Origin of the sequence: Mycobacterium sp. ITM-2016-00317, from assembly GCF_002968295.1 — a bacterium.
GTDB lineage: Bacteria > Actinomycetota > Actinomycetes > Mycobacteriales > Mycobacteriaceae > Mycobacterium.
On sequence record NZ_CP134399.1, the window covers coordinates 5,050,139 to 5,071,681 of the forward strand.

Annotated in this window: 22 protein-coding genes; 13 read left to right on the forward strand and 9 right to left on the reverse strand. The window is 67.6% G+C overall.

Annotated elements, in window-relative coordinates:
* Positions 1 to 22: 22 nt before the first annotated feature.
* On the forward strand, positions 23 to 1,741 hold the full coding sequence (gene relZ, locus C6A87_RS24190; RefSeq protein ID WP_311114557.1) for a bifunctional ribonuclease/(p)ppGpp synthase: 1,719 nt from the start codon (positions 23 to 25) through the stop codon (positions 1,739 to 1,741).
* Here the strand turns inward: relZ and C6A87_RS24195 are convergent.
* Both C6A87_RS24195 and C6A87_RS24200 read right to left on the reverse strand, forming a co-directional pair.
* The gene (locus C6A87_RS24195; protein ID WP_311114558.1) at positions 1,738 to 3,174 is read right to left on the reverse strand and encodes an APC family permease; all 1,437 of its coding nucleotides are present in this window, start codon (positions 3,172 to 3,174) and stop codon (positions 1,738 to 1,740) included. The two genes, relZ and C6A87_RS24195, sit on opposite strands and share 4 nt — an antisense overlap.
* 173 nt (positions 3,175 to 3,347) lie before the next feature.
* On the reverse strand, positions 3,348 to 3,947 hold the full coding sequence (locus tag C6A87_RS24200; RefSeq protein WP_311114559.1) for a TetR family transcriptional regulator: 600 nt from the start codon (positions 3,945 to 3,947) through the stop codon (positions 3,348 to 3,350).
* 101 nt (positions 3,948 to 4,048) lie between these two features.
* Between C6A87_RS24200 and C6A87_RS24205 the strand changes: the two genes are divergently transcribed.
* A complete protein-coding gene (locus C6A87_RS24205) occupies positions 4,049 to 4,879 on the forward strand; it encodes an alpha/beta hydrolase (protein ID WP_311114560.1) in 831 nt (276 codons plus the stop codon).
* Between the two features lie 5 nt (positions 4,880 to 4,884).
* Here C6A87_RS24205 and purD read toward each other — a convergent pair whose 3' ends face one another.
* Positions 4,885 to 6,153 carry a phosphoribosylamine--glycine ligase gene (gene purD, locus C6A87_RS24210; RefSeq protein WP_311114561.1) on the reverse strand — a complete coding sequence of 423 codons (1,269 nt, stop codon included), beginning with the start codon at positions 6,151 to 6,153 and terminating at the stop codon, positions 4,885 to 4,887.
* A 116-nt stretch (positions 6,154 to 6,269) separates the two neighbouring features.
* Between purD and C6A87_RS24215 the strand changes: the two genes are divergently transcribed.
* Positions 6,270 to 7,523, forward strand: a complete 1,254-nt coding sequence (locus tag C6A87_RS24215; RefSeq protein WP_311114562.1) for a cytochrome P450 — start codon at positions 6,270 to 6,272, stop codon at positions 7,521 to 7,523.
* A gap of 121 nt (positions 7,524 to 7,644) precedes the next feature.
* A complete protein-coding gene (locus tag C6A87_RS24220; protein WP_311114563.1) occupies positions 7,645 to 8,238 on the forward strand; it encodes a TetR/AcrR family transcriptional regulator in 594 nt (197 codons plus the stop codon).
* A 3-nt stretch (positions 8,239 to 8,241) separates the two neighbouring features.
* On the opposite strand, the gene C6A87_RS24225 is transcribed toward C6A87_RS24220, so the two are convergent.
* The 5 genes from C6A87_RS24225 to C6A87_RS24245 are packed head-to-tail and all read right to left on the reverse strand — an operon-like array spanning position 8,242 to position 13,017.
* Positions 8,242 to 9,468, reverse strand: a complete 1,227-nt coding sequence (locus C6A87_RS24225) for a hypothetical protein (protein WP_311114564.1) — start codon at positions 9,466 to 9,468, stop codon at positions 8,242 to 8,244.
* The gene (locus tag C6A87_RS24230) at positions 9,458 to 9,901 is read right to left on the reverse strand and encodes a carboxymuconolactone decarboxylase family protein (RefSeq protein WP_003930465.1); all 444 of its coding nucleotides are present in this window, start codon (positions 9,899 to 9,901) and stop codon (positions 9,458 to 9,460) included. The genes C6A87_RS24225 and C6A87_RS24230 overlap by 11 nt, the downstream gene beginning before the upstream one ends.
* Before the next feature lie 8 nt (positions 9,902 to 9,909).
* Positions 9,910 to 10,767, reverse strand: a complete 858-nt coding sequence (locus C6A87_RS24235; protein WP_311114565.1) for an NAD(P)-dependent oxidoreductase — start codon at positions 10,765 to 10,767, stop codon at positions 9,910 to 9,912.
* A complete protein-coding gene (locus C6A87_RS24240; RefSeq protein ID WP_311114566.1) occupies positions 10,764 to 11,525 on the reverse strand; it encodes an SDR family oxidoreductase in 762 nt (253 codons plus the stop codon). The genes C6A87_RS24235 and C6A87_RS24240 overlap by 4 nt, the downstream gene beginning before the upstream one ends.
* 22 nt (positions 11,526 to 11,547) lie before the next feature.
* Entirely contained in the window at positions 11,548 to 13,017 is a 1,470-nt protein-coding gene (locus tag C6A87_RS24245) for an aldehyde dehydrogenase (protein WP_311114567.1), read from the reverse strand.
* A gap of 177 nt (positions 13,018 to 13,194) precedes the next feature.
* Here C6A87_RS24245 and C6A87_RS24250 point away from each other — a divergent pair, with 177 nt between their 5' ends.
* From C6A87_RS24250 to C6A87_RS24290, 9 genes are all read left to right on the forward strand, one after another.
* Entirely contained in the window at positions 13,195 to 13,791 is a 597-nt protein-coding gene (locus C6A87_RS24250) for a TetR/AcrR family transcriptional regulator (protein WP_311114568.1), read from the forward strand.
* Between the two features lie 77 nt (positions 13,792 to 13,868).
* Positions 13,869 to 15,074 (forward strand): cytochrome P450, encoded by a 1,206-nt coding sequence (locus C6A87_RS24255; RefSeq protein ID WP_311114569.1) that lies wholly within the window; start codon positions 13,869 to 13,871, stop codon positions 15,072 to 15,074.
* Positions 15,074 to 15,901 (forward strand): SDR family oxidoreductase, encoded by an 828-nt coding sequence (locus tag C6A87_RS24260; protein ID WP_311114570.1) that lies wholly within the window; start codon positions 15,074 to 15,076, stop codon positions 15,899 to 15,901. Before C6A87_RS24255 ends, C6A87_RS24260 begins: the two co-directional genes overlap by 1 nt.
* Positions 15,898 to 17,259: a cytochrome P450 gene (locus tag C6A87_RS24265; protein ID WP_311114571.1), complete on the forward strand. Its 1,362-nt coding sequence runs from the start codon at positions 15,898 to 15,900 to the stop codon at positions 17,257 to 17,259. The genes C6A87_RS24260 and C6A87_RS24265 overlap by 4 nt, the downstream gene beginning before the upstream one ends.
* 1 nt (position 17,260) lies before the next feature.
* On the forward strand, positions 17,261 to 17,467 hold the full coding sequence (locus C6A87_RS24270; protein ID WP_311114572.1) for a ferredoxin: 207 nt from the start codon (positions 17,261 to 17,263) through the stop codon (positions 17,465 to 17,467).
* A gap of 4 nt (positions 17,468 to 17,471) precedes the next feature.
* On the forward strand, positions 17,472 to 18,011 hold the full coding sequence (locus tag C6A87_RS24275; protein ID WP_311114573.1) for a nuclear transport factor 2 family protein: 540 nt from the start codon (positions 17,472 to 17,474) through the stop codon (positions 18,009 to 18,011).
* Between the two features lie 92 nt (positions 18,012 to 18,103).
* Positions 18,104 to 19,234 carry an NDMA-dependent alcohol dehydrogenase gene (locus tag C6A87_RS24280; protein ID WP_311114574.1) on the forward strand — a complete coding sequence of 377 codons (1,131 nt, stop codon included), beginning with the start codon at positions 18,104 to 18,106 and terminating at the stop codon, positions 19,232 to 19,234.
* A 98-nt stretch (positions 19,235 to 19,332) separates the two neighbouring features.
* Complete coding sequence (locus tag C6A87_RS24285) at positions 19,333 to 19,758, forward strand: nuclear transport factor 2 family protein (RefSeq protein WP_311114575.1); 426 nt, start codon at positions 19,333 to 19,335, stop codon at positions 19,756 to 19,758.
* A gap of 37 nt (positions 19,759 to 19,795) precedes the next feature.
* The gene (locus tag C6A87_RS24290) at positions 19,796 to 20,620 is read left to right on the forward strand and encodes an SDR family oxidoreductase (RefSeq protein WP_311114576.1); all 825 of its coding nucleotides are present in this window, start codon (positions 19,796 to 19,798) and stop codon (positions 20,618 to 20,620) included.
* Position 20,621: 1 nt separating this feature from the next.
* On the opposite strand, the gene C6A87_RS24295 is transcribed toward C6A87_RS24290, so the two are convergent.
* Positions 20,622 to 21,542 (reverse strand): TIGR03619 family F420-dependent LLM class oxidoreductase, encoded by a 921-nt coding sequence (locus C6A87_RS24295; RefSeq protein WP_311114577.1) that lies wholly within the window; start codon positions 21,540 to 21,542, stop codon positions 20,622 to 20,624.
* Position 21,543: the final 1 nt, after the last annotated feature.

The following is a 21,543-nucleotide window of genomic DNA, read 5'->3' on the forward strand; positions in this document are numbered from 1 at the left end:
GAGAATGAGGCACAGTAGGCGCATGCACTTCGTCGGGCTCGACCTCGCATGGGGCGAGAAGAACCAAACCGGCGTCGCGGTGATCGACACCGACGGCCGCCTGCTGCACGTCGGGGCGGCGCACGACGACGACAGCATCGTGGCCACGCTGGCGCCGTTCGTCGCCGACGAGTGTCTGGTCGCGATCGACGCGCCGCTGATCGTGAAGAACGCCACCGGCCACCGGCCCGCGGAGGCGGCGTTCAACCGCGACTTCCAGCGGTTCGAGGCGGGCGCCCGGCCCGCGTTCACCGACCGTCCCGAGTTCCGGCACCCCCGCGCCGCCCGGATCGCCGCACGCCTTGAGCTGAACGTGGATCCGTCGTCGGGGGCCCCGCGCCGCGCGATCGAGGTCTATCCGCATCCCGCCACGATCGTGCTGTTCGAGCTGGAGAAGACGCTGAAGTACAAGCGTGGCCCGTTCGAGGACCGGCAACGCGAACTGCTGCGCCTGATGACACTGATCGAAGGACTCGACGACGCCAGGCCGCGGCTGCGCGTCGATCGCAGCGTGGCGTGGGTGGAGCTGCGCAGACGGGTGGAGGCCGCCACCAAACCGAGCCAGCTCGACCGCGACGAGGACCCGGTGGACGCGGTGCTGTGCGCCTACGTCGCGATGTACTGGTACCACCGGCCACAGGACGTGACGGTCTACGGGGACGTCGCGTCGGGGTACATCGTCACCCCGTCGCTGCCCCCGGGCCGGCACCGGCGGAACTCACGAGCGCGCCGGATGCCGCGGTCGGCCGCGCCCTCCCCGGCCGTCGCCGAGTACGAGTCCCGGCGTCCCGGACTGGTCGCCGCGACCGACCACTACCTCGGGCTGGTCACCGGGCTGCTCGACGAGGCAGGCATCAACTACCTGTCGGTCACCGCGCGAACCAAGACCGTCGAGTCGTTCGCGGCGAAGGCCGACCGTCGCACCGCCGACGGCGAACCGCTCTTCCGCGAGCCGCTGGTCGAGATCACCGACCTGATCGGGTTGCGGGTCATCACCTATCTGCGCGAGGACGTCGACACGGTGGCCGACCTGCTGGCCGAGGAGATGCGGCTGCTCGACGACCGCGACATGGGGCAGGAGACCGCACGCGAGGGCCGGTGGGGTTACGCCAGCAGGCATCTGCTCGTCGGGGTGGAGGGGGTGCAGCAGCCCGCATCGATCCAGGTGCGCACCGTGCTGCAGCACGCATGGGCAGAGTTCGAGCACGAGATCCGTTACAAGGGATCGATTCCGGCCGCCCACGCACCCGATCTGGACCGCCGGTTCACCCTGGCCGCCGGGCTGCTCGAACTGGCCGACCGGGAGTTCTCCGCGGTCCGCGAACGGCTGCGCACCGCGACGCCGGAGGTCACCGAGATCACCGACGATCCCCGGATTCCGACCGCGGTGCTGGCCACCTACCTGGGCAACCGATTCCCCGACGCGGGCTGGTCGCGCACCGACCACTATGCGTGGATCGCGGGGCTGCTGCTGGATCTGGGCATCGAGTCGATCGACGCGCTGGACACCGTCCTGGCCGGGGTGGACACCGGGGCGGTCAACGCCGCGATGGACTACCGCTACCCCGCGGGTGCGGTGCGCCGGCTCGACGACGCACTGCTGGCGCAGTTCGGCCGCCGCTACCTCGAGCTCGACGGCAATGCGCACCGGACGACGTTGCTGGAGAACCGGTTACAGCGGCTCACCGAGAACCTCGGCTAGGTCGGGCCCGAGCCCAGGTGGGTCGGATCGGTGATCCGGGCGTCCCGGATGCCGAGCTGCTTGTTGATCTTCTGGGTGACGAAGAACAACACGACGCCCACCGCGACCAGCACCCCCGCGACGAGGTACTGCTGAGAGGGCCGGCCGGACAGCGGGGTGACCAGATACAGCGACGTCAGGAAGCCGACGACCGGCAGCGCCGTCGGGGTCTTGAAGTGCCCACCGGCCTGGCGGACGTCGCGGCGCAATACCAGCACCGCGACGTTGACCACCGCGAACACGGCGAGCAGCAGCAGGCTGGTGGTGCCGCCCAGCACCGAGATCGCATTGCTGCTCGCGGCGGTGGACACGTAGATGATCAGCCCGAACGCGATCACCGTCGTGAACAGGATCGCCACCCACGGTGAGCGCCGCGTCGGATGCACGGTGCCGAGCACCGAAGGCAACACGCGCTGACGGGCCATGCCGTAGATCAGCCGGCTGGCCATCAGCATGTTGATCAGCGCGGTGTTGGACACCGCGAACATCGTGATGAACGGCAGGATCGTGTCGATCGGCAGCCCTGGCGCGCCGGCTCGGACGACCTCGACGAGTGGGGTGTCGCTCTCTTCGAGCTTGCCGATCGGCACCAGCGCCACCGCCACGATCGAGATGAGCACATAGACCACGCCGGCGATGGACAGCCCCGACAGCAGGATCTTCGGGAACGTCTTGACCGGATCCTTGGTCTCCTCGGCCATGTTGACCGAGTCCTCGAATCCCACCATCGCGAAGAACGCCAGCGAGGTGGCCGCCGAGATCGCCAGGAAGGTGCTCTTGTCCTCGGCGGTCTCGAACGCGACGATCCGCGAGAAATCGACGTCGCCGCCGCCGGTGAAGGCCCACATCCCGACCAGGATCACCACGACCAGGCCGGTGATCTCGACGATCGTCAGGACGACGTTGAGCTTGACGCTCTCCCCCACGCCCCGGTAGTTGATGGCGGCCAGCGCCGCCATGAACAGCAGGGCCAGCACCGCGACCCCGAGCTTCGGCGCCTCGGTCCCCACGCCCTCGAAGAAGTTCGCCGCGAAAGCTCTGGAAGCCGTTGCCGCAGAGGTGATTCCGGAGCACATCACGACGAATGCGACCAGGAAGGTGATGAAGTGGATGCCGAACGCCTTGTGTGCGTACAGCGCCGCGCCTGCGGCCTGCGGATACTTCGTCACCAACTCCAGGTAGCTGAACGCGGTGATGGTGGCGACGCTGAACGCGATGAGGAACGGCAGCCACGCCGCGCCGCCGACCTCTCCTGCCACGTCGCCGACGAGGGCGTAGACACCGGTGCCCAGGATGTCGCCGACGATGAACAGCAGCAGCAGGCCGGGTCCCATCACCCGTTTGAGCTCGGGCTGCTTGTCGGGGGCGCCCCGGCCGGTGACCGCTTCTGACATCACGCCTCCCTGACTTGTCCCGAAACGTTCATCATCGGCCAGTCCGGCCGGGCGCGCAGCGGCTATGCGGTAACCGGCCGGGTTCCGTCCCGCGCCGGTGATCTCGCAGACCACACCGAGGATTCCGGTATTTCACCCTGTCCCAGGTAACCACCGGAAGCGAGAAGCAAACGCTAGTTGAACGGGGCCAGCACGTCGATGACGTCGATCAGGGTGGCCCTGGCCGTAGCGCGTGGCCCGTCACCGTCGCCGACCAGCGCCGCCACCACCGCCCCGTCCACGGCACACACCAGCGCGGTGACCAACTCGGCGCGCACCGAGCGCCCCGACCGTTCGACGACTTCGACGACGGCCTCGCTGCGCTGTCTGAGGATGCGCCGTTGGATGTCGCGCAGGCCGGGCTGACGGGCGCAGGCGATGTAGCGCTCGTAGCGGGAGATCATCTGCTCGGTAACCCGTTCGGGGTTGTCCCCGACCAGAAGGTCCACCAGGATGTCCGCGGTGGACTCGGCCCCGCGGCGGCGCCGCGACAACGTCTGCACCCGGCTGCGCAGTTGCTCACTCTCCCGGGTGCCGACGTGCTCCACCGCCTTGGCGATGAGGTCCTCCAGCGAAGAAAAGTAGTACGTGGTCGAGGCCAGCGGCAGCCCGGCCCTGCGCGCCACGGCGCGATGCCGGACCGCGTCGAAGCCACCTTCGCAGAGAAGGTCGGCGGCTGCGCTGACCAGCGCATACCGTCGACGTTCTCCCTTGGGAGTGACCGCTGCCGTCACCTAGGGGATCCTGCCAGTCACGGGGTCCCGACACCGGGCTTTCGGCGAATCACCGGCGCGGGCCGGGCTGCGCCGGCGCGGTGGGCACCCGCGTCGATGGCATGATGTCGCGAATGCCGACCCTCAACCGCCGGGACGTGATGTCGCTGGGCCTGCGCGCGGGCATCGCGGCCGCCGGGATGTCGGCGCTGGGCGGCACAGTGGCGTCAGCCGCGCCCCCTGCCGCCACCCGGGTCGCGGGTTCGTTCGCGTCGGCGGCGCGCGGTGGGGTGACCACCGACTGGGTGATCGCGCGTCCGCCGAACCAGACGGCGCCGCTGCGTCCGGTAATCCTGTTGCACGGCAAGGATTCCGCTGCCCACACGGTGATGTCGATGGGCGTCGAGCAGTTCCTCGCCGACGCGACGCGCGCGGGTCTGCCGCCGTTCGCGATCGCCGCGGTCGACGGCGGCAACGGGTACTGGCACCGGCGTGCCTCCGGCGACGACTCCGGGTCGATGGTGCTCGAGGAGTTCCTTCCGCTGCTGGCCGCCCAGGGCCTCGACACCTCGCGGGTGGCCTTCCTGGGCTGGTCGATGGGCGGGTACGGGGCGATGTTGCTGGGCGCGCGCCTCGGTGCGGCCCGGACCGCCGCGATCTGCGCGGTCAGCCCCGCGCTGTGGACGGCACCGGGTGCCGCGGCGCCGGGGGCGTTCGACGGCGCCGCCGACTACCAGGCCAACAGCGTGTGGGGTCTACCCGCGCTCAACGAGATTCCGCTGCGCATCGACTGCGGCTTCGACGATCCGTTCTACGCCGCCACCCGGGAGTTCGTCGCACAGCTCGCCACGCCGCCGGCGGGCGGCTTCTCCCCCGGCGGGCACAACGCGACGTTCTGGTCGTCACAGCTGACCGGCGAGCTGAGCTGGACGGCACCGCTGCTGACGGCTTAGAGCGCTTAGAGCGTGATCCGGCCTTCGGCCGCAGCCAGACCGATGTCGCGCCGGAAGTGACTGCCCGGCAGGCGGATCCCTTCCGTCGTCCGGTAGGCGTCGGCGCGTGCGGCCGCCAGGTCCGCACCGGTGCCGACCACCGTCAGCACCCGTCCGCCCGAGGACACCAGGCTGCCGTCCTCAGCGCGCGCGGTGCCGGCGTGCAGGACGCCGGGCTGGTCGGCGCCGTGGATGACGTCGCCGACCCGGGGCCTGCCCGGATAGTTCTCCGCGGCCAGCACGACCGCGACGGCCGAGCAGGGCTGCCACTGCAACGGGGGTTGGCCGGCCAGCTCGCCGGTGGCCGCGGCGCGCAGCAGTTGCCCCAGTGGCGATTCCAGCAGCGCCAGCACGGCCTGGGTCTCCGGGTCGCCGAAACGACAGTTGAATTCGATCACCGAGGGACCGGCGGAGGTGATCGCCAGCCCGGCGTACAACAGGCCCGAGAACCCGCTGCCTCGCCGGACCAGTTCGGCGGCAACGGGTTTGACGATCTCGTCGACGATGCGCTCGGTCACCTCGGCGGGCAGCCACGGCAGTGGCGTGTAGGCACCCATCCCCCCGGTGTTGGGTCCGCTGTCCCCGTCGCCGACCCGCTTGAAGTCCTGGGCGGGCAGCAACGGGACCACCGTCTCGCCGTCGACCACACAGAACAGGGACACCTCGGGACCGTCGAGGAACGATTCCAGCAGCACCGGATGCCCCGCGTCGAGCAGGCTCGCGGCGTGGGCACGCGCGGCGTCGCGGTCCGCGGTCACCACCACGCCCTTGCCCGCCGCCAGTCCGTCGTCCTTGACCACCCAGGCGGCGTCACCCGCGGCCGGTCCGAACCGGTCCAGCGCGGCGTCCAGGTGGCCGGGGTTGTCGACGATCTCGCTGGTCGCGGTGCGCACCCCGGCGGCGGTCATCACGTCCTTGGCGAACGCCTTGGACCCCTCGATGCGCGCGGCGTCCTTGGACGGCCCGAAACAGGCGATGCCGGCCGCGCGCAACGCGTCGGCCACCCCGAGCACCAACGGCACCTCGGGTCCGATCACGACGAGGTCGGCGCCGATGCGCCGGGCCAGCGCGGTGACGGCCTCCCCGGACGTGACGTCGACGTCGTACTGGTCGGCCACTGCCGCGGTCCCGGCGTTGCCGGGCGCCACCGACAGCGCGTCGACCTCGGGGTCTCGGCGCAGTGCGAGCAGCATCGCGTGTTCACGGGCTCCGGAACCAACCACCAGGACGTGCACAGACGCCCACCCTAGTGGCATCGCCGTATGGACTCACCATGTCCTCGGGCATACATTTGGTGCTGTAAGTGTATGGTCGAGCGAAAGTGCCGTACGTCACGCCAGGAGGCGACCCGATGACCGCGACCCAGAGCTGTCCGTTCCCTCCCCAGGGCGCTCCGCGCCTGCCCCTCGGATACGACTTCACCGACCCCGATGTGCTGCTCAGGGGCATTCCGGTCACGGAGTTCGCCGAGCTGCGCAAAACCGCGCCGGTGTGGTGGAACGCGCAGACCGAATCGATCTTCGACGACGGCGGCTACTGGGTGATCTCGCGGCACGAGGACATCAAGGCGATCTCCCGCGACGCGAATCAGTGGTCGACAAACGCCAAGGGCGCGGTGATGCGCCTTCCCGACGGTGTCACCGCCGAGCAACTCGACCTGACCAAGGCGCTGCTGATCAACCACGACGCGCCTGAGCACACCCGGCTGCGCAAGCTCGTCTCGCGACTGTTCACCCCGAGGGCGATCGCCGGCATGGAGGCCAGGCTCGCCGACGCCGCCCGCGAGATCGTGCGCCGCGCGGCCGAGAAGGGCAGCGGCAACTTCGTCGACGACGTCGCGATGCCGCTGCCCCTGCAGGCCATCGCCGACCTGATCGGCGTCCCCGAACAGGACCGCGAGAAGCTCTTCCACTGGTCGAACGCGATCATGAACACCGACGACCCCGACTTCGACGCCGATCCGACGATGGCCAACGCCGAGTTGATGGGCTACGCCTACACCATGGCCGAGGAGCGCCGCCGCTGCCCGGCCGACGACATCGTGACCCGGCTGGTCCAGGCCGATCTCGACGGGGAATCGATGGGTGAGGTCGAGTTCGCGTTCTTCGTGATCCTGCTCGCGGTGGCAGGAAACGAGACCACCCGCAACGCGATGACCCACGGGATGAACGCATTCCTCGACCACCCCGACCAGTGGGAGCTGTTCCGGCGGGAGCGCCCGGACACCGCGATCGACGAGATCATCCGCTGGGCCACCCCCGTCCACTGCTTCCAGCGCACCGCGCTCGACGACGTCGAAGTGGGCGGCGTGACTATCACCAAGGGCCAGCGGGTGGGCCTGTTCTACAGCTCGGCGAACTTCGACGAAGACGTCTTCGAGCGCCCGTTTGAGTTCAACATCCTGCGAAACCCGAATCCGCACTTGGCCTTCGGCGGCAACGGCGCACACTTCTGCATCGGCGCCAACCTGGCCCGGATGGAGATCAAGCTGATGTTCCAGGAGATCGCCGACCAGATTCCCGACATCACCAAGCTGGCCGAACCGCAGCGGCTGCGCTCGGGGTGGATCAACGGGGTCAAAGATCTGCAGGTCACCTACCGGTAGTCACGCCCGTCACACAGATCCGCGGTTGTCAGAGGTCTACTCGCACGTCTGCTGCACACCGCGGATAGCTGGGACAGCTGGGGCGTGGAGGCCCCCGGACAGGTGGCCTACAGTTTCGTGCGTGCGCACCCACGGTTGGTCAGGAGCCAAGCCGGCCTCCGACGAGGAGGCCGTCGCGCGCATCCTCGCCGCCGCGGGCAAGGTGATCGAGGAGCGCGGCGCCGACTTCAGCATCTCCGACGTGGCCCGCACCGTCGGGGTCACCCGGCAGACGGTGTACCGCTACTTCTCCAGCACCGAATCGCTGCTCATCGCGGCCGCAGTGCACGCGGTCGACGGTTTCCTGGACCGGCTGGCCGCGCACCTTGCCGGCATCACCGATCCCCCCGAGGCCGTTGCCGAGGCGGTGGCGACCGCGCTGGAATGGCTGCCCAGGGAGAAGTACATCGGCCTGATCATGGTGCCCGGCGGCTCCAGCCACGTGCAGTCGGTGACCTCCGACATCGCGCTGCGCTTCGCCCGGGACATGGTGGGCCGCCTCGACGTCGACTGGGCGGCGTACGGGTTCGACGACGCCGCGCTCGATCAGCTCTCCGAGCACCTGCTGCGCGTCATCCAGTCCTTCGTGATCGACCCCGGCCGCCCGCCGCGCACCGGTGACGCGCTGCGCGCGTACCTGCGCCGGTGGGTCGGCAACGCGGTGCTGCCCCGCTGAACCTCAGACCACGGTCAGCGGCAGCGACTTCCGGGTCTCGAACTCCCACGTCGCGCCGCTGCTGAACTTGCACACCTCGACCTCGGGCAGTTCCCTGGCCGCGGTGTCGGTCTCGATCACCCGGACCGTCCAGTCGGTCTCGGTGCCGGAGACCTCGGCGCGCAGGTGCGGGTCCACCGCCTGCACGATGGCCTGCAACGGCAGATCGGCTGCGGGCGAGACCAGCGAGATCCAGGAACCGTCCTCGTGCGCCGCCGACGCACGCACGTGCACGAAGCCCGGATCGATGTCGGCCTGCACGTAGGCGGCGGGGTTCAGCAACGGGTGCAGCTCGAGCACCCGCAGCGCACCTTCGACGTCCTTGGACAGCTTGAGCGCCCGGTGGATCCGTTCCGCGGCCACCCCGGCGATGCCGATCAGCTGTTTGGTGCGGATGGTCCGGGCCAGCGCCGCGTCGTCCTTGGCTCGCTTCTCGACCGCGATCGTGAACGACTTCACCAGCAGGTGCATCTGCAGGCACACCTCGTCGGCGATCCGGACCAGCGCCGAATGCGAGAAGGCACCGAAGTCGACGTCGGCCAGCAGCGGCCCCGAATAGTCGGCCATGCCTTCGTCATTCGGGTCGATCGGATCCAGCTCGGTGTGGTAGGCCCGGGTGGCGCCGACGACGTCCATCGCGGGGATGAACGGAACCTCGGGATAAGACTCGTCGATGATGACCGTCCACCGGCAGTGTGGATGCTGATCGGGCGATGACCTGGGCGGCCGGTGGATCGGCCGGACCTGGGCCTTGCGGTTGGTGGCCAACGCGGTGGCGTCGAAGGTGGGATCTTCGATGTCGTGGCACATGCCTTTGACGTAGTCCTCGCCCATGGGCTCGACGTCCATGAGCGCGCCACAGTGATCGAGGTAGAACTCGCCGTGCCAGCGGTCGTGCACGATGTAGCGGAAATCCATGAACTGCGGTGGCGCACCGATGTCGAGCTGCAGGCCTTTGAAGAGCGTGAAGATGTCGACGCCCTCGTAGTTGAGCGCCTTCTGCATCCGCTTGGTGTAGAGCGGGCTGGATGCCGCCCACTCCTCGATCGCGATCTGCAGCATCTCCTCGCGACCGAAATTGCTGATGCACCAGGCCATCCCGGAACGGTCGATCAACTGACCGATAAGCAGCAGCTCCGGAACCAGGGTCGCCAGCTCCTCGCGCGACAGCGCGGCGAATCTACTCGTCATCGAGGGTCTTCCCCGTGCTCATCTTCACGGCGGCGTTGACATTGGCTTTTTTGTCTTCTCCCCCACCGGCTTCGGCAGCCTTTCTGCGCTTGGCGGCGACCTTGCCCACCACGCCGTTGAGCCCGGAACCACGGGGGAAGCCCACGTAATGGGTGAGGAAGATCGCCATCTCCTTCAGTTCTTCCTCACTCAGTTCACCGTTGGCCAACGCGGCATTCACCTGGACCTCCGCCAGCCCCTGTTCACCGAGAGCGGTCACGATGGCCAACGTCATCAACCGTTTGTCGCGCATCGACAGTCCCGGGCGGGTCCAGATGGTGCCGAAGAGGTGATCGACGGTCAGGTCGAAGTACGGGTCACCCTCTATATTCGGCATCTCCCATGAATAGACCTCGTTCATCTTCTTGAGGCCCTTCTTGCGAAGCTCGTCCATCTCTACTCCTACTCCGTCGTCGAAGGCGTATGCGGCACGCCCAGTCCGGCAGCCAGATCCCGCAGCGCGATCTCGGCCAGCGGCAGGTCCACCCCGGTGGACTCGCCGAGTCCGAGCGCCAGGCGCAGGTCCTTCTCGCCGAGACCGCGGGTATGGACGAACATGTCGTACAGAAAGTGTTCGGGTGTCAGCGGTTTCATGTCGTCGCGGACCATGATCGCTCCGGGGCCGCCACTCTGCGCGTCGCTGTGCCGCACCACCCGGCCCAGCTTCTGCAGATCGATTCCCGAGGCCTCGGCCAGCCGCATCGCCTCGCACGCCGCCGTGAAGCCGACGAACGTGAGCATGTTGCGGGCCAACTTCATCCGGGTGCCGGCTCCGGGCTCGCCGGCGCGCACCACCATCGACGCCCACTGCTTGAACACCGGCTTGACCCGGTCATAGATGTGCTGGTCGGCGCCCACCATCACGGCGAGCTCACCCTTGTCGGCCGCGCCCGCGCCACCGCTGACCGGAGCGTCGACGATGTGGATCCCGCTGGGCTGCAGCTGCTGCGCCAACTCCGCGGCAGTCTCCGGTTCGATCGTCGAGTGGATCGCGATGACGGTGCCGGGCTCCGCGTGCGCGGCGAGTTCACCCACCACCTCGCGCACCTGCGCATCGTTGAGCACGGTCACGCTGATGACGTCGGCCACCGAAACCGCTGCGACGTTGTCCGCTGGGCTGGCGCCGAGCTCGACCAGCGGGGTCATCGCCTCGGTGCGCACGTCGAAGACGATCAGCCCGCCGGGCCAGTCGACGAGCCGTTTGGCCATCGGCGCGCCCTGGTTGCCCAACCCGATGTAGCCCAGTTTCACATCACTCATCTGATGATCTGTCCGCCATCGACATTGAAGATCTGCCCGGTCACCCACTTCGCCTGATCCGACAGCAGGAACAGGCACATACCGGTCAGATCGTCCACCTCGCCCATGCGCGACAACGGGATTCCCTTGACGATGTCGGCGACCATCTCCTGCGGGGTGGTGGTCCGATTGGCCTCGGTGTCGATGGGTCCCGGCGCGATCGCGTTGACACGGATGTTCTGCCCGCCGAGTTCGGTGGCCAACTGCTGGGTCAGGCCGTTGATCCCGACCTTGGCCAGGCCGTAGAAGTTCGAGTACAGCCACGCCGCGGTCGACGACTGGTTGACGATCGCTCCGCCGCCGCGTTTGGCCATCTTGCGGTACACCGCGCGAGTGCACACCAGCGCGCCGTCCATGTTCACGCTCATGAACTTCTTGTAATAGTCCCAATCGACGGTGATCAGGAAGTCGAGCTTCATCCCACCGAAGATCGCGGCATTGTTGACCAGGTAGTCGATGCCGCCGAACTCCGAAAGGGTCAGCGCGGCCATCTCTTTGGCCGAGTCGGGATCGGACACGTCGACCCGGACGGCCAGCGCGTTCCCGCCTTCGCCCTTGATGCCGTCGGCGACCTTCTGCGCACCTTCGGTGTTGATGTCGGCCACCACGACCGCGGCGCCCTCACGGGCCAGCGCTTCGGCGTAGGCCTGACCGATACCGCCGCCGGCCCCGGTGACGATGGCCACCTTCTCGTTGAACTGATCTCCATAAAGGCCCATGCACAAGCCCTCCGTTTCTCTTTTAGTTCGCCGCTGTGGCGATCGCCTTGATCTCGAGGTACTCCTCGAAACCGGCGAGCCCCATTTCCCGGCCGATGCCGGATTGCTTGTAACCGCCGAACGGCATGTCCGCCGAATACCAGACGCCGCCGTTGATGTTGACCGTGCCGACCCGCAGTCGGGCCGCAACGCCGTTGGCCCGCTCCAGGTCCGGCGAGAACACGGTGCCCGACAGGCCGTAGGGCGAGTCGTTGGCGATGCGCACCGCGTCGTCGTCGCCGTCGTGGGCGATCACCGTCAGCACGGGCCCGAAGATCTCCTCGCGGGCCACCTTGGCGGTGTTGTCGAGGCCGGCGATCACCGTCGGCTCGATGAAGAAGCCCCTGTCGCGGTCGGCGGGACGTCCGCCCCCGCACGCGAACCTGCCACCCTCGGCGATCGCGGAGTCCAGGTACCCCTGGATCCGGTCGCGCTGCCGTTCCGAGATCACCGGTCCGCACACCGTGCCCGGTTTCGTCGGATCACCGGGCTTCATGCCGCCCATGGTCGCCGCGGCCGCCTCGACGGCTTCGTCGTACCGGGCGCGGGGAACCACCAGGCGGGTCGTGATCGCGCACCCCTGCCCGGCGTGCATCGACGCGGTGAACGCCGCCATCGAGCACGCACCAGCCAGGTCCGCGTCGTCGAGGACCAGGAAGGCGGACTTGCCGCCGAGCTCGAGGAACACCTTTTTCAGGGTGGCCGAGCCGTCGGCCATCACCGCACGGCCCGTGGTGGTCGACCCGGTGAACGAAACCATGTCCACCCGCGGGTCTTTCGACAACAGCGCGCCGACACTGTGGTCGCTGGAGGTGACGATGTTGATCACCCCGGCGGGAAAGTCGGTGTGCTCGGTGATCAGCTCGCCGAGCACCGCGGCCACCCATGGTGTGTCGGGAGCGGGCTTGAGCACCAACGTGTTTCCGGCGGCCAGCGCCGGGCCGATCTTGGCGAGGTTGATCTGGTGCGGGAAGTTCCACGGTGTGATCGCCCCGACCACTCCGACGGCCTCGCGGGCGATCGTGCGGTGCGTCTTGATGCCCATGGGCGACGCGATCCCGAGGTCGGTCGTCCACTGGTAGGCCTCGGCGGTGTCGGCGCAGAACGTCAGATCCTCGACCGGGCCTTCGAGCTGCGCTGCCGACGTGAGCATCCGCGGGGCGCCGACCTCGGCCATCGTCAGCTCTCGCAGGTCCTCGACGTGGTCCCGCATCGCCTGCTGCAGCTGCCGGATGCAGCGCACCCGCAGCGCGGTGTTCGTGGCCCAGTCCGTCTCGTCGAAGCTGCGGCGGGCCGCGCCGATCGCCGCGCCCATGTCCTCGGTGTCCGCGTCGGCGGCCACGCCGAGGGTCTCCTCGGTGGCGGGATTGACGGTGGGGAATGTGCCCGAGCTTCCGGGGACGAGCTTGCCGTCGATGAGCAGACGGCTTTCGCGATCGGCCAGGATCGGCATCCGACCTCCTGTATCTGGATTCCTGGACAACTGTCCGATGGAGTTCCTCCGAACCATAGCCGCAGATCTCGGCGGCAGGCAAGGATCGGAGCCGACCTGGCATGGCTGCAGGCCCCTTACCGTGCGGCTTCACCGCGACGCTTGCCTGGCGCGCGCATCGTCGGCTAGCTTGGACAGGTGTCCAGCGATGCTGTAGCTCCGCTCACAGGTGAGCCGACGCATCCGCCACGCAACCGTCGGCAGGAAGAGACGTTCCGCAAGGTCCTCGCCGCCGGGCTGGAGATGCTGCGGGAGTCCTCCTATGCCGACCTGACCGTGCGCGCCGTGGCGGCGCGCGCCAAGGTGGCCCCGGCGACCGCCTACACCTACTTCTCGTCGAAGAACCACCTGATCGCCGAGATCTACCTGGACCTCATCCGTCAGGTCGACTACTTCACCGACGTGAACGACAGCAAGGTGGTCCGCGTCGAGAAGACGCTGCGCAGCATGGCCCTGATGGTCGCCGACGAGCCCGAGGTCGCGGCCGCGTGCACCACCGCGCTGCTGTCCGGCAACGACCCCGCCGTGCGCACCGTCCGCGAACGCATCGGCGGCGAGATCCACCGCCGCATCCGGGCCGCCGTCGGCCCGGACCCGGACCCCCGCACGCTTGCCGCCCTCGAGATGACGTTCTTCGGCGCGCTGGTCAACGCCGGCAGCGGAGCCTTCACCTACCACCAAATCGCCGACCGCCTCAGTTATGTGGTCGGCCTCATCGTCGGAGACGATAAATGAGCCTCATCGTCGGAGACGATAAATGAGCCTGAGTGTTGGAGACGACAAATGAGCCTGAGCGTCGGAGACGATAAATAGTGACGATCAGCGAGGTGCGACTCGACCCGTACGACTACGCGTTCCACGAGGATCCGTACCCGTACTACCAGCGGCTGCGCGACGAAGCCCCGCTCTACCGCAACGAAGAACTCGGGTTCTGGGCGCTGTCCCGGCACGCCGACGTGCTGCAGGGCTTCCGCAACAGCACCACGCTGTCGAACAAGTTCGGGGTGTCGCTGGATCCGGCGTCGCGCGGGCCGCACGCGTCCAAGACGATGTCGTTCCTGGCCATGGACGACCCGAACCACCTGCGGCTGCGCACGCTGGTGTCGAAGGGCTTCACCCCGCGGCGAATCCGCGAACTGGAGCCGCGGGTCACCGAAATCGCGGTCCAGCACCTGGACGCGATGTTGGAGCACGCCGGGGACGGAACCGTGGACTACGTCGACGAGTTCGCGGGCAAGCTGCCCATGGACGTGATCTCCGAGCTGATGGGCGTGCCCGTCGCCGACCGGGTTCAGGTGCGGGCGTGGGCGGATGCGGTGATGCACCGCGACGAAGGCGTCACCGACGTGCCCGACTCGGCCATCGAGGCGTCGCTGAACCTGATCGTCTACTACCAGGAGATGGTCGCCGAGCGGCGCAAGAAGTTCACCGACGACCTGACCTCGGCGCTGTTGGAGGCCGAGATCGACGGTGACCGGCTCACCGACGACGAGATCATCGGCTTCATGTTCCTGATGGTCATCGCGGGCAACGAGACCACCACGAAACTGCTTGCCAATGCGGCGTTCTGGGGACATCGCTACCCCGACCAGCTGGCACCGGTCTACCAGGATCTGGAGCGGGTGCCGCTGTGGGTCGAGGAGACGCTGCGCTTCGACACGTCGAGCCAGATCCTGGCTCGCACCGTCGCCGGCGAGCTCACGCTCTACGACACCACGATTCCCGACGGCGACGTGGTGCTGCTGCTTCCCGGTTCCGCACACCGTGACGAGCGGGTGTTCGACAACCCGGACGACTACGTCATCGGGCGCGAGATCGGTTCCAAACTGATGAGTTTCGGCAGCGGAGCCCACTTCTGCCTCGGTGCGCACCTGGCGCGCATGGAGGCACGGGTGGCGCTGGCCGAGTTGTTCAAACGAATCCGCGGGTACGAGGTGGACGAGGCCAACGCCGTCCGCGTCCACTCCAGCAATGTGCGCGGATTCGCCCACCTTCCGATCCATGTGGAGATCCGCTGATGCCCCGTTTCGATCCGTTACCCGACCGTCGCCCCGCCCTGGTCGCCGGCGCCTCGTCCGGCATCGGCGAGGCAACGGCGATCCGGCTCGCCGCGAACGGTTTCCCCGTCGCACTCGGCGCCCGCCGGGTGGAGAAGCTCGAAGAGATCGTCGACAAGATCCGCAAGGACGGCGGTGAGGCGATCGCCATGCACCTCGACGTGACCGATCCCGACTCGGTGAAAGCCGCTGTGGAGCAGACGACGTCGCAGCTCGGCGAGATCGAGGTACTCGTCGCGGGTGCGGGCGACACCTACTTCGGCAAGCTCGACTCGATCAGCACCGAACAATTCGAGTCGCAGGTGCAGATCCATCTGATCGGCGCCAACCGGGTGGCCACCGCGGTGCTGCCCGGCATGATCGAGCGTCGGCGCGGTGACCTCATCTTCGTGGGATCCGATGTGGCACTGCGACAACGCCCCCACATGGGCGCCTACGGTGCGGCCAAGGCCGCGCTCGTCGCGATGGTCACCAACTACCAAATGGAGCTCGAGGGCACCGGGGTCCGTGCGTCGATCGTGCACCCCGGCCCGACCAAGACCTCGATGGGCTGGAGCCTGCCTGCCGAACTGATCGGTCCGGCGCTGGAGGACTGGGCCAAGTGGGGCCAGGCCCGGCACGACTACTTCCTGCGCGCAGACGACCTCGCGCGCGCCATCACGTTCGTCGCCGAGACGCCGCGCGGTGGCTTCATCGCGAACATGGAACTGCAGCCCGAAGCTCCGCTCGCGGAGATCAAGGACCGCCAGAAGCTCACCCTCGGCGAGGAAGGCAACACCGGAGAATGACGACGCTCCAAGATGTCCCCCGCGTCTCAGGCGGAGAGGACGAGGAACACGGCCACCTGGAGGAGTTCCGCACCGACCCGATCGGCCTGATGAAGCGCATCCGCGAGGAATGCGGCGACGCCGGCTGGTTCCAGCTCGCGGGCAAACAGGTGGTGATGTTGTCCGGCGCGGAGGCCAACGAGTTCTTCTTCCGTTCCAGCGACAGCGAACTCAACCAGGCCGAGGCCTACCCGTTCATGACGCCGATCTTCGGCGAGGGTGTGGTGTTCGACGCCGACCCCGAGCGGCGGGCCGAGATGCTGCACAACACCGCGCTGCGCGGCGAGCAGATGAAGGGCCATGCCGCCACCATCGAGGCCGAGGTCAAGAAGATCATCGCCGACTGGGGCGATGAAGGCGAGATCGAACTGCTCGACTTCTTCTCCGAACTGACCATCTACACCTCGACGGCGTGCCTGATCGGGCTCAAATTCCGCGAGCAACTCGACAGCCGGTTCGCCCACTACTACCACCAGCTGGAGCGCGGCACCGACCCGCTGTGTTACGTCGATCCGTACCTGGACATCGAGAGCTTCCGCATCCGCGACGAGTCGCGCGTCAAACTCGTTGCGTTGGTTCAGGACATCATGAACGGTCGGATCGCCAACCCGCCCAAGGGCAAAGAGGACCGCGACCTGCTCGACGTGCTGGTCTCGATCAAGGACGACGAGGGCAACCCCCGCTTCACCGCCAACGAGGTCACCGGCATGTTCATCTCGCTGATGTTCGCCGGCCACCACACCAGCTCCGGCACCTCGTCCTGGACTCTGATCGAGTTGCTGCGCCACCCCGAGTTCTACGCGAAGGTTCAGCAGGAGCTCGACGACCTCTACTCCGACGGTCAGGAGGTGAGTTTCCATGCGCTGCGCCAGATCCCGAACCTGGACAATGCGCTCAAGGAGACCCTGCGCCTGCACCCGCCGCTGATCATCCTGATGCGGGTGGCCCAGGACGAATTCGAGGTCGCAGGCCACCCCATCCACAAGGGCCAGATGGTGGCCGCCTCCCCGGCGATCTCCAACCGCATCCCGGAGGACTTCCCCGATCCGGACGCCTTCGATCCCAGCCGCTACGAGAAGCCGCGCCAGGAAGATCTGATCAACAGGTGGACCTGGATCCCGTTCGGCGCAGGCAAACACCGTTGTGTGGGTGCGGCGTTCGCGCAGATGCAGATCAAGGCGATCTTCTCGGTGTTGCTGCGCGAGTACGAGTTCGAGATGTCTCAGCCTTCGGAGAGCTACCGCAACGACCACTCCAAGATGGTCGTGCAGCTCGCTCAGCCGGCCAAGGTGCGCTACCGCAGGCGAGCAAGGGCCTGACATGGGTTGCTACCGGGTGGTGCTCGACGAGGACCTGTGCCAAGGCCACGCGATGTGCGAGCTGGAGGCTCCCGACGTGTTCACGGTGCCCAAACGCGGCGTCGTCGAGATCACCGACCCCGAACCACCTGACGAGCTCCGCGACGCGGTGGAGCTCGCGGTCGAGATGTGTCCCACCCGAGCACTGTCCATCATCGAGAAGGAGTGAAGTAATGGCGTCACGCGAGCAACTGGAGGATTGGGTCCAGCGCTGGCTCACGGCCAACCAGGACGCCGAGAAAGCCGGTGACTGGAAGCCGCTGGCCGAGTTCTACACCGACGACGCCACCTACGGCTGGAACATCGGGCCGAAGGAAGACGTGATGTGCGTCGGCAAAGACGAGATCCGCGACGTGGCGCTGGGCCTGGAGATGGAAGGCCTGGAGAACTGGGTCTACGAGTACCAGCGGACCCTGATCGACGAGAAGCAGAACGAGATCGTCGGCTTCTGGAAGCAGATCGCCAACAAGAGCGACGGCACCCGCGCCGAGATCTACGGCATCGGCGGCAGCTGGTTCCGCCTGAACGACGAGTTGCTCATCGAGTGGCAGCGCGACTTCTTCGACTTCGGCCACGTGGCCAAGGGGTACGCGAAGCTGATCGAATCCGGCGACCTCACCCCGGCCATGCAGAAGCGCATCGAGCGGTCGTTGTCCGGCGAGAAACTGCCCGGCTACTACCCGATCGGCCAGGCTCCTGTCCAGATCTGGTAACACCCACCCAAGCGGTTGATCGGGGTAGACGTGATGTGGCTAACTAGAGCCTCTAGTCTGGTCACCAGATGCTCTAGTCGAAAGCAGGAGAGATGAAGACCAAAGGCGCTCTGATCTGGGAGTTCAACCAGCCGTGGACGATCGAGGAGATCGAGATCGGCGACCCCGTCAAGGACGAGGTCAAGATCCAGATGGAAGCCTCGGGCATGTGCCACTCCGACCACCATCTGGTCACCGGCGATATCCCGATGGCCGGTTTCCCGGTGCTCGGTGGCCACGAGGGCGCAGGCATCGTCACCGAGGTGGGGCCCGGAGTGGAAGGCCTTGAGCCCGGCGACCACGTGGTGCTGTCGTTCATCCCGTCCTGCGGGTCCTGCCCGTCGTGTCAGGCCGGTATGCGCAACCTCTGCGACCTGGGCGCGATGCTGCTGCAGGGCACCGCGGTGTCGGACAACACCCACCGCATCCACGCCAAGGACGGCACCCCGGTCATCCCGATGACCCTGCTCGGCACCTTCAGCCCGTACATGGTCGTACACAAGAGCTCGGTGGTGAAGATCGATCCGTCAATCCCGTTCGAGGTGGCCTGCCTCGTCGGCTGCGGTGTGACCACCGGGTACGGCTCCGCGGTGCGCAGCGCCGACGTCCGGCCCGGCGACGACGTCGTCATCGCCGGCATCGGCGGCGTCGGCATGGGTGCGCTGCAGGGCGCCCTGAACGCGGGCGCGCGCAACATCTTCGCGATCGACCCGGTGGAGTGGAAGCGCGACCAGGCGCTCAAGTTCGGCGCCACCCACGTCTACCCCGACATCGGCAGCGCGATGATGGGCGTCGCCGAGACCACCCAGGGCCGGATGGCTTCCAAGACCATCATCACCACCGGTGAGCTCAAGGGCGAGGAGATCGACAACTACCTCAACATCACGGCCAAGGGCGGCACCTGCGTGGTGACGGCGGTGGCCAACATGGCCAGCTCGGACGTGACGCTGAACCTGTCGATGCTCACCCTGCTGCAGAAGAACCTGCAGGGCACCATCTTCGGTGGCGGCAACCCGCACTTCGACATTCCGCAGCTGCTGTCGATGTACAAGGCGGGCCGGCTCAACCTCGACGACATGGTCACCCGGCAGTACAAGCTGGAGCAGATCAACGACGGTTACCGGGACATGCTCGAGGGCAAGAACATCCGCGGCATCATCCGCTACACCGACGCCGACAGGTAATCCCCGATCTTGCGCCGAAATTGCATTCCGGGAGGCGAAGTACGCGTAAAGCCCTCCTGGAATGCAATTTCGGCGAAGGTCGTCGCTGAAGGAGCCACATGACCACCGATCTAGCCCCCGTCGTCGCAGCGTCGCAGAACTCGTGGCGCTGCGTACAGTCCGGCGACCGCGAGGGCTGGCTGGCCCTGATGGCCGACGACGTCGTCATCGAAGACCCCATCGGGGAGGCCGTCACCAACCCCGACGGCACGGGCGTACGCGGCAAGGACGCCGTCGCGGCGTTCTACGACGCGAACATCGGCCCCAACCAGTTGCGCGTCACCTGCGAGGAGACGTTCCCGTCGAGCAGTCCGACGGAGATCGCCTACATCCTGGTGCTGGAGACCACGTTCCCGAACGGGTTCGTCGCCACCGTGCGCGGCGCGTTCACCTACCGGGTGGACGACGCGGGACTGATCACCAACCTGCGCGGCTACTGGAACATGGACGCGATGACGTTCTCGCAGAAGGACAGCACGGATTAGCCCGGGCTCGTCCGGGCTCCTGGCCGGCCGGGGCGCGGTGGTCGTCGGCGGCACCCGCGGCGTCGGTCTCGCCGTCGCCGAGCTACTGGCCGCCCACGGCGCAGGCGTGGTGGTCAACGGCCGCGACGCAGAAACGGCCGAGCAGGCCGCACAACGCATCCCCGGCGCCGTCTGCCACCCCGGTTCACCTGCCGACCCGGCGGTCGCCGACGCGCTGATCGACACTTGTCTGCGCGAGTTCGACCGCATCGACGTGCTGGTGAACTGTGCCGGCACCGCCGAGCCCGCCGGATCCTCCATCCTGAACGTCACCTCCGGCCAGTTCCAGGAGCTGATGGACGCCCACCTGGGCACCGCATTCCAGACCTGCCGCGCAGTGGCCCCACGGATGGCGCGGCAGGGCTCCGGCGCCATCGTCAACACCGGTTCGTTCGCGTTCCTCGGCGACTACGGCGGCACCGGCTACCCGGCGGGCAAGGGCGCTGTCACCAGCCTGACGCTGGCGGTCGCGGCCGAGCTCAGGGAGCACGGCGTGCGCGCGAACGTGGTGTGCCCGGGCGCCAGGACCCGGCTGTCGACGGGCGCGGACTACGAAGCCCACATCACCGAACTCAACCGCCGCGGCCTGCTCGACGAGGTCAGCTACCAGGGCGCGCTGGACGCCGCCCCGCCGGAGTACGCGGCACCGACCTACGCCTACCTGAGCAGCGACCTTGCCACCCATGTGACAGGCCAGATCTTCATCGCCGCAGGGGGATTCGTCGGTCGCTTCGACCGGCAGCAGCCGTCGCTGGTGGCCTACCGCGACCATCACGGCGAGCCGCCGTGGAGCGTCGAGGAGATCGCCGCTCAGATCGGCTAGGTCAGGGCAACTGCGGCTTGATCTCCTCGATCACCCATTGCGCGTAGTCGAGGTACTCGTCGACGCCGCCGACCCTCGGGATCGGCACCGCGCTGACGGTGACCCCCTGCTCCCCCAGCCAGCTCAGCTTGTCGACGATCTCGGCCGCGCTCATGCCTGGGCGCGCATGCGGATCCTTCTGCGCGACATGCCCCTCGCCGACGCGGTTGGTGCCGAGACCGTGCACGACGTCGAACGGGCGGCCGTCGTAGTCGGACTGGGATTTGATGAACTCCACCCGCTCGGCGATCTGTTCGGGCGGGGTCAGGAACGACCACCACCCGGACGCGTACTTCGCCGCCCGGCGCAGCGCCGCATCGGCGTCCCCACCGATCCAGATCGGCAGATGCGGCTTCTGCACGGGTTTGGGCTCGAACGCGACCTCGTCGAACGAGACGTACTTTCCCTGGAAGCTCGGTGTCTCGCTGGTCCACAGCTCCTTGATCGCCGCCAGGTACTCGTCGGCGATCCGGCCCCGCTCACGGAACGGGACCCCGAGCGCCTCGAACTCGCCCTCGAGCCAGCCCACCCCGAAGGTCACCATCATCCGGCCGCCGCTCATCCAGTCCGCGGTGGCCAGCGCCTTGGCCAGCACGATCGGATGCTGCAGCGGCAGCACGGTGATGCACGAGTTGAGCCGGATCCGGTCGGTGGCGCCGGCGAGGTAGGCCTGTGCCACGGTGGATTGCAGATAGTGCGGACCCGACAATTCCACATGTTCGGTCGGGATCACGAAATGCTCAGGGACAGCGATCATGTCGTAACCCCAGGCATCCGCGCACTTGGCCATCCGGGTCTGGTCCGCCCCGGTCACCGAGGCCTCCCACGGCTGCGACATCGCAGGCAGCCGCAACATGTGCGGCAGCGCGAAGACGAGTTGCATC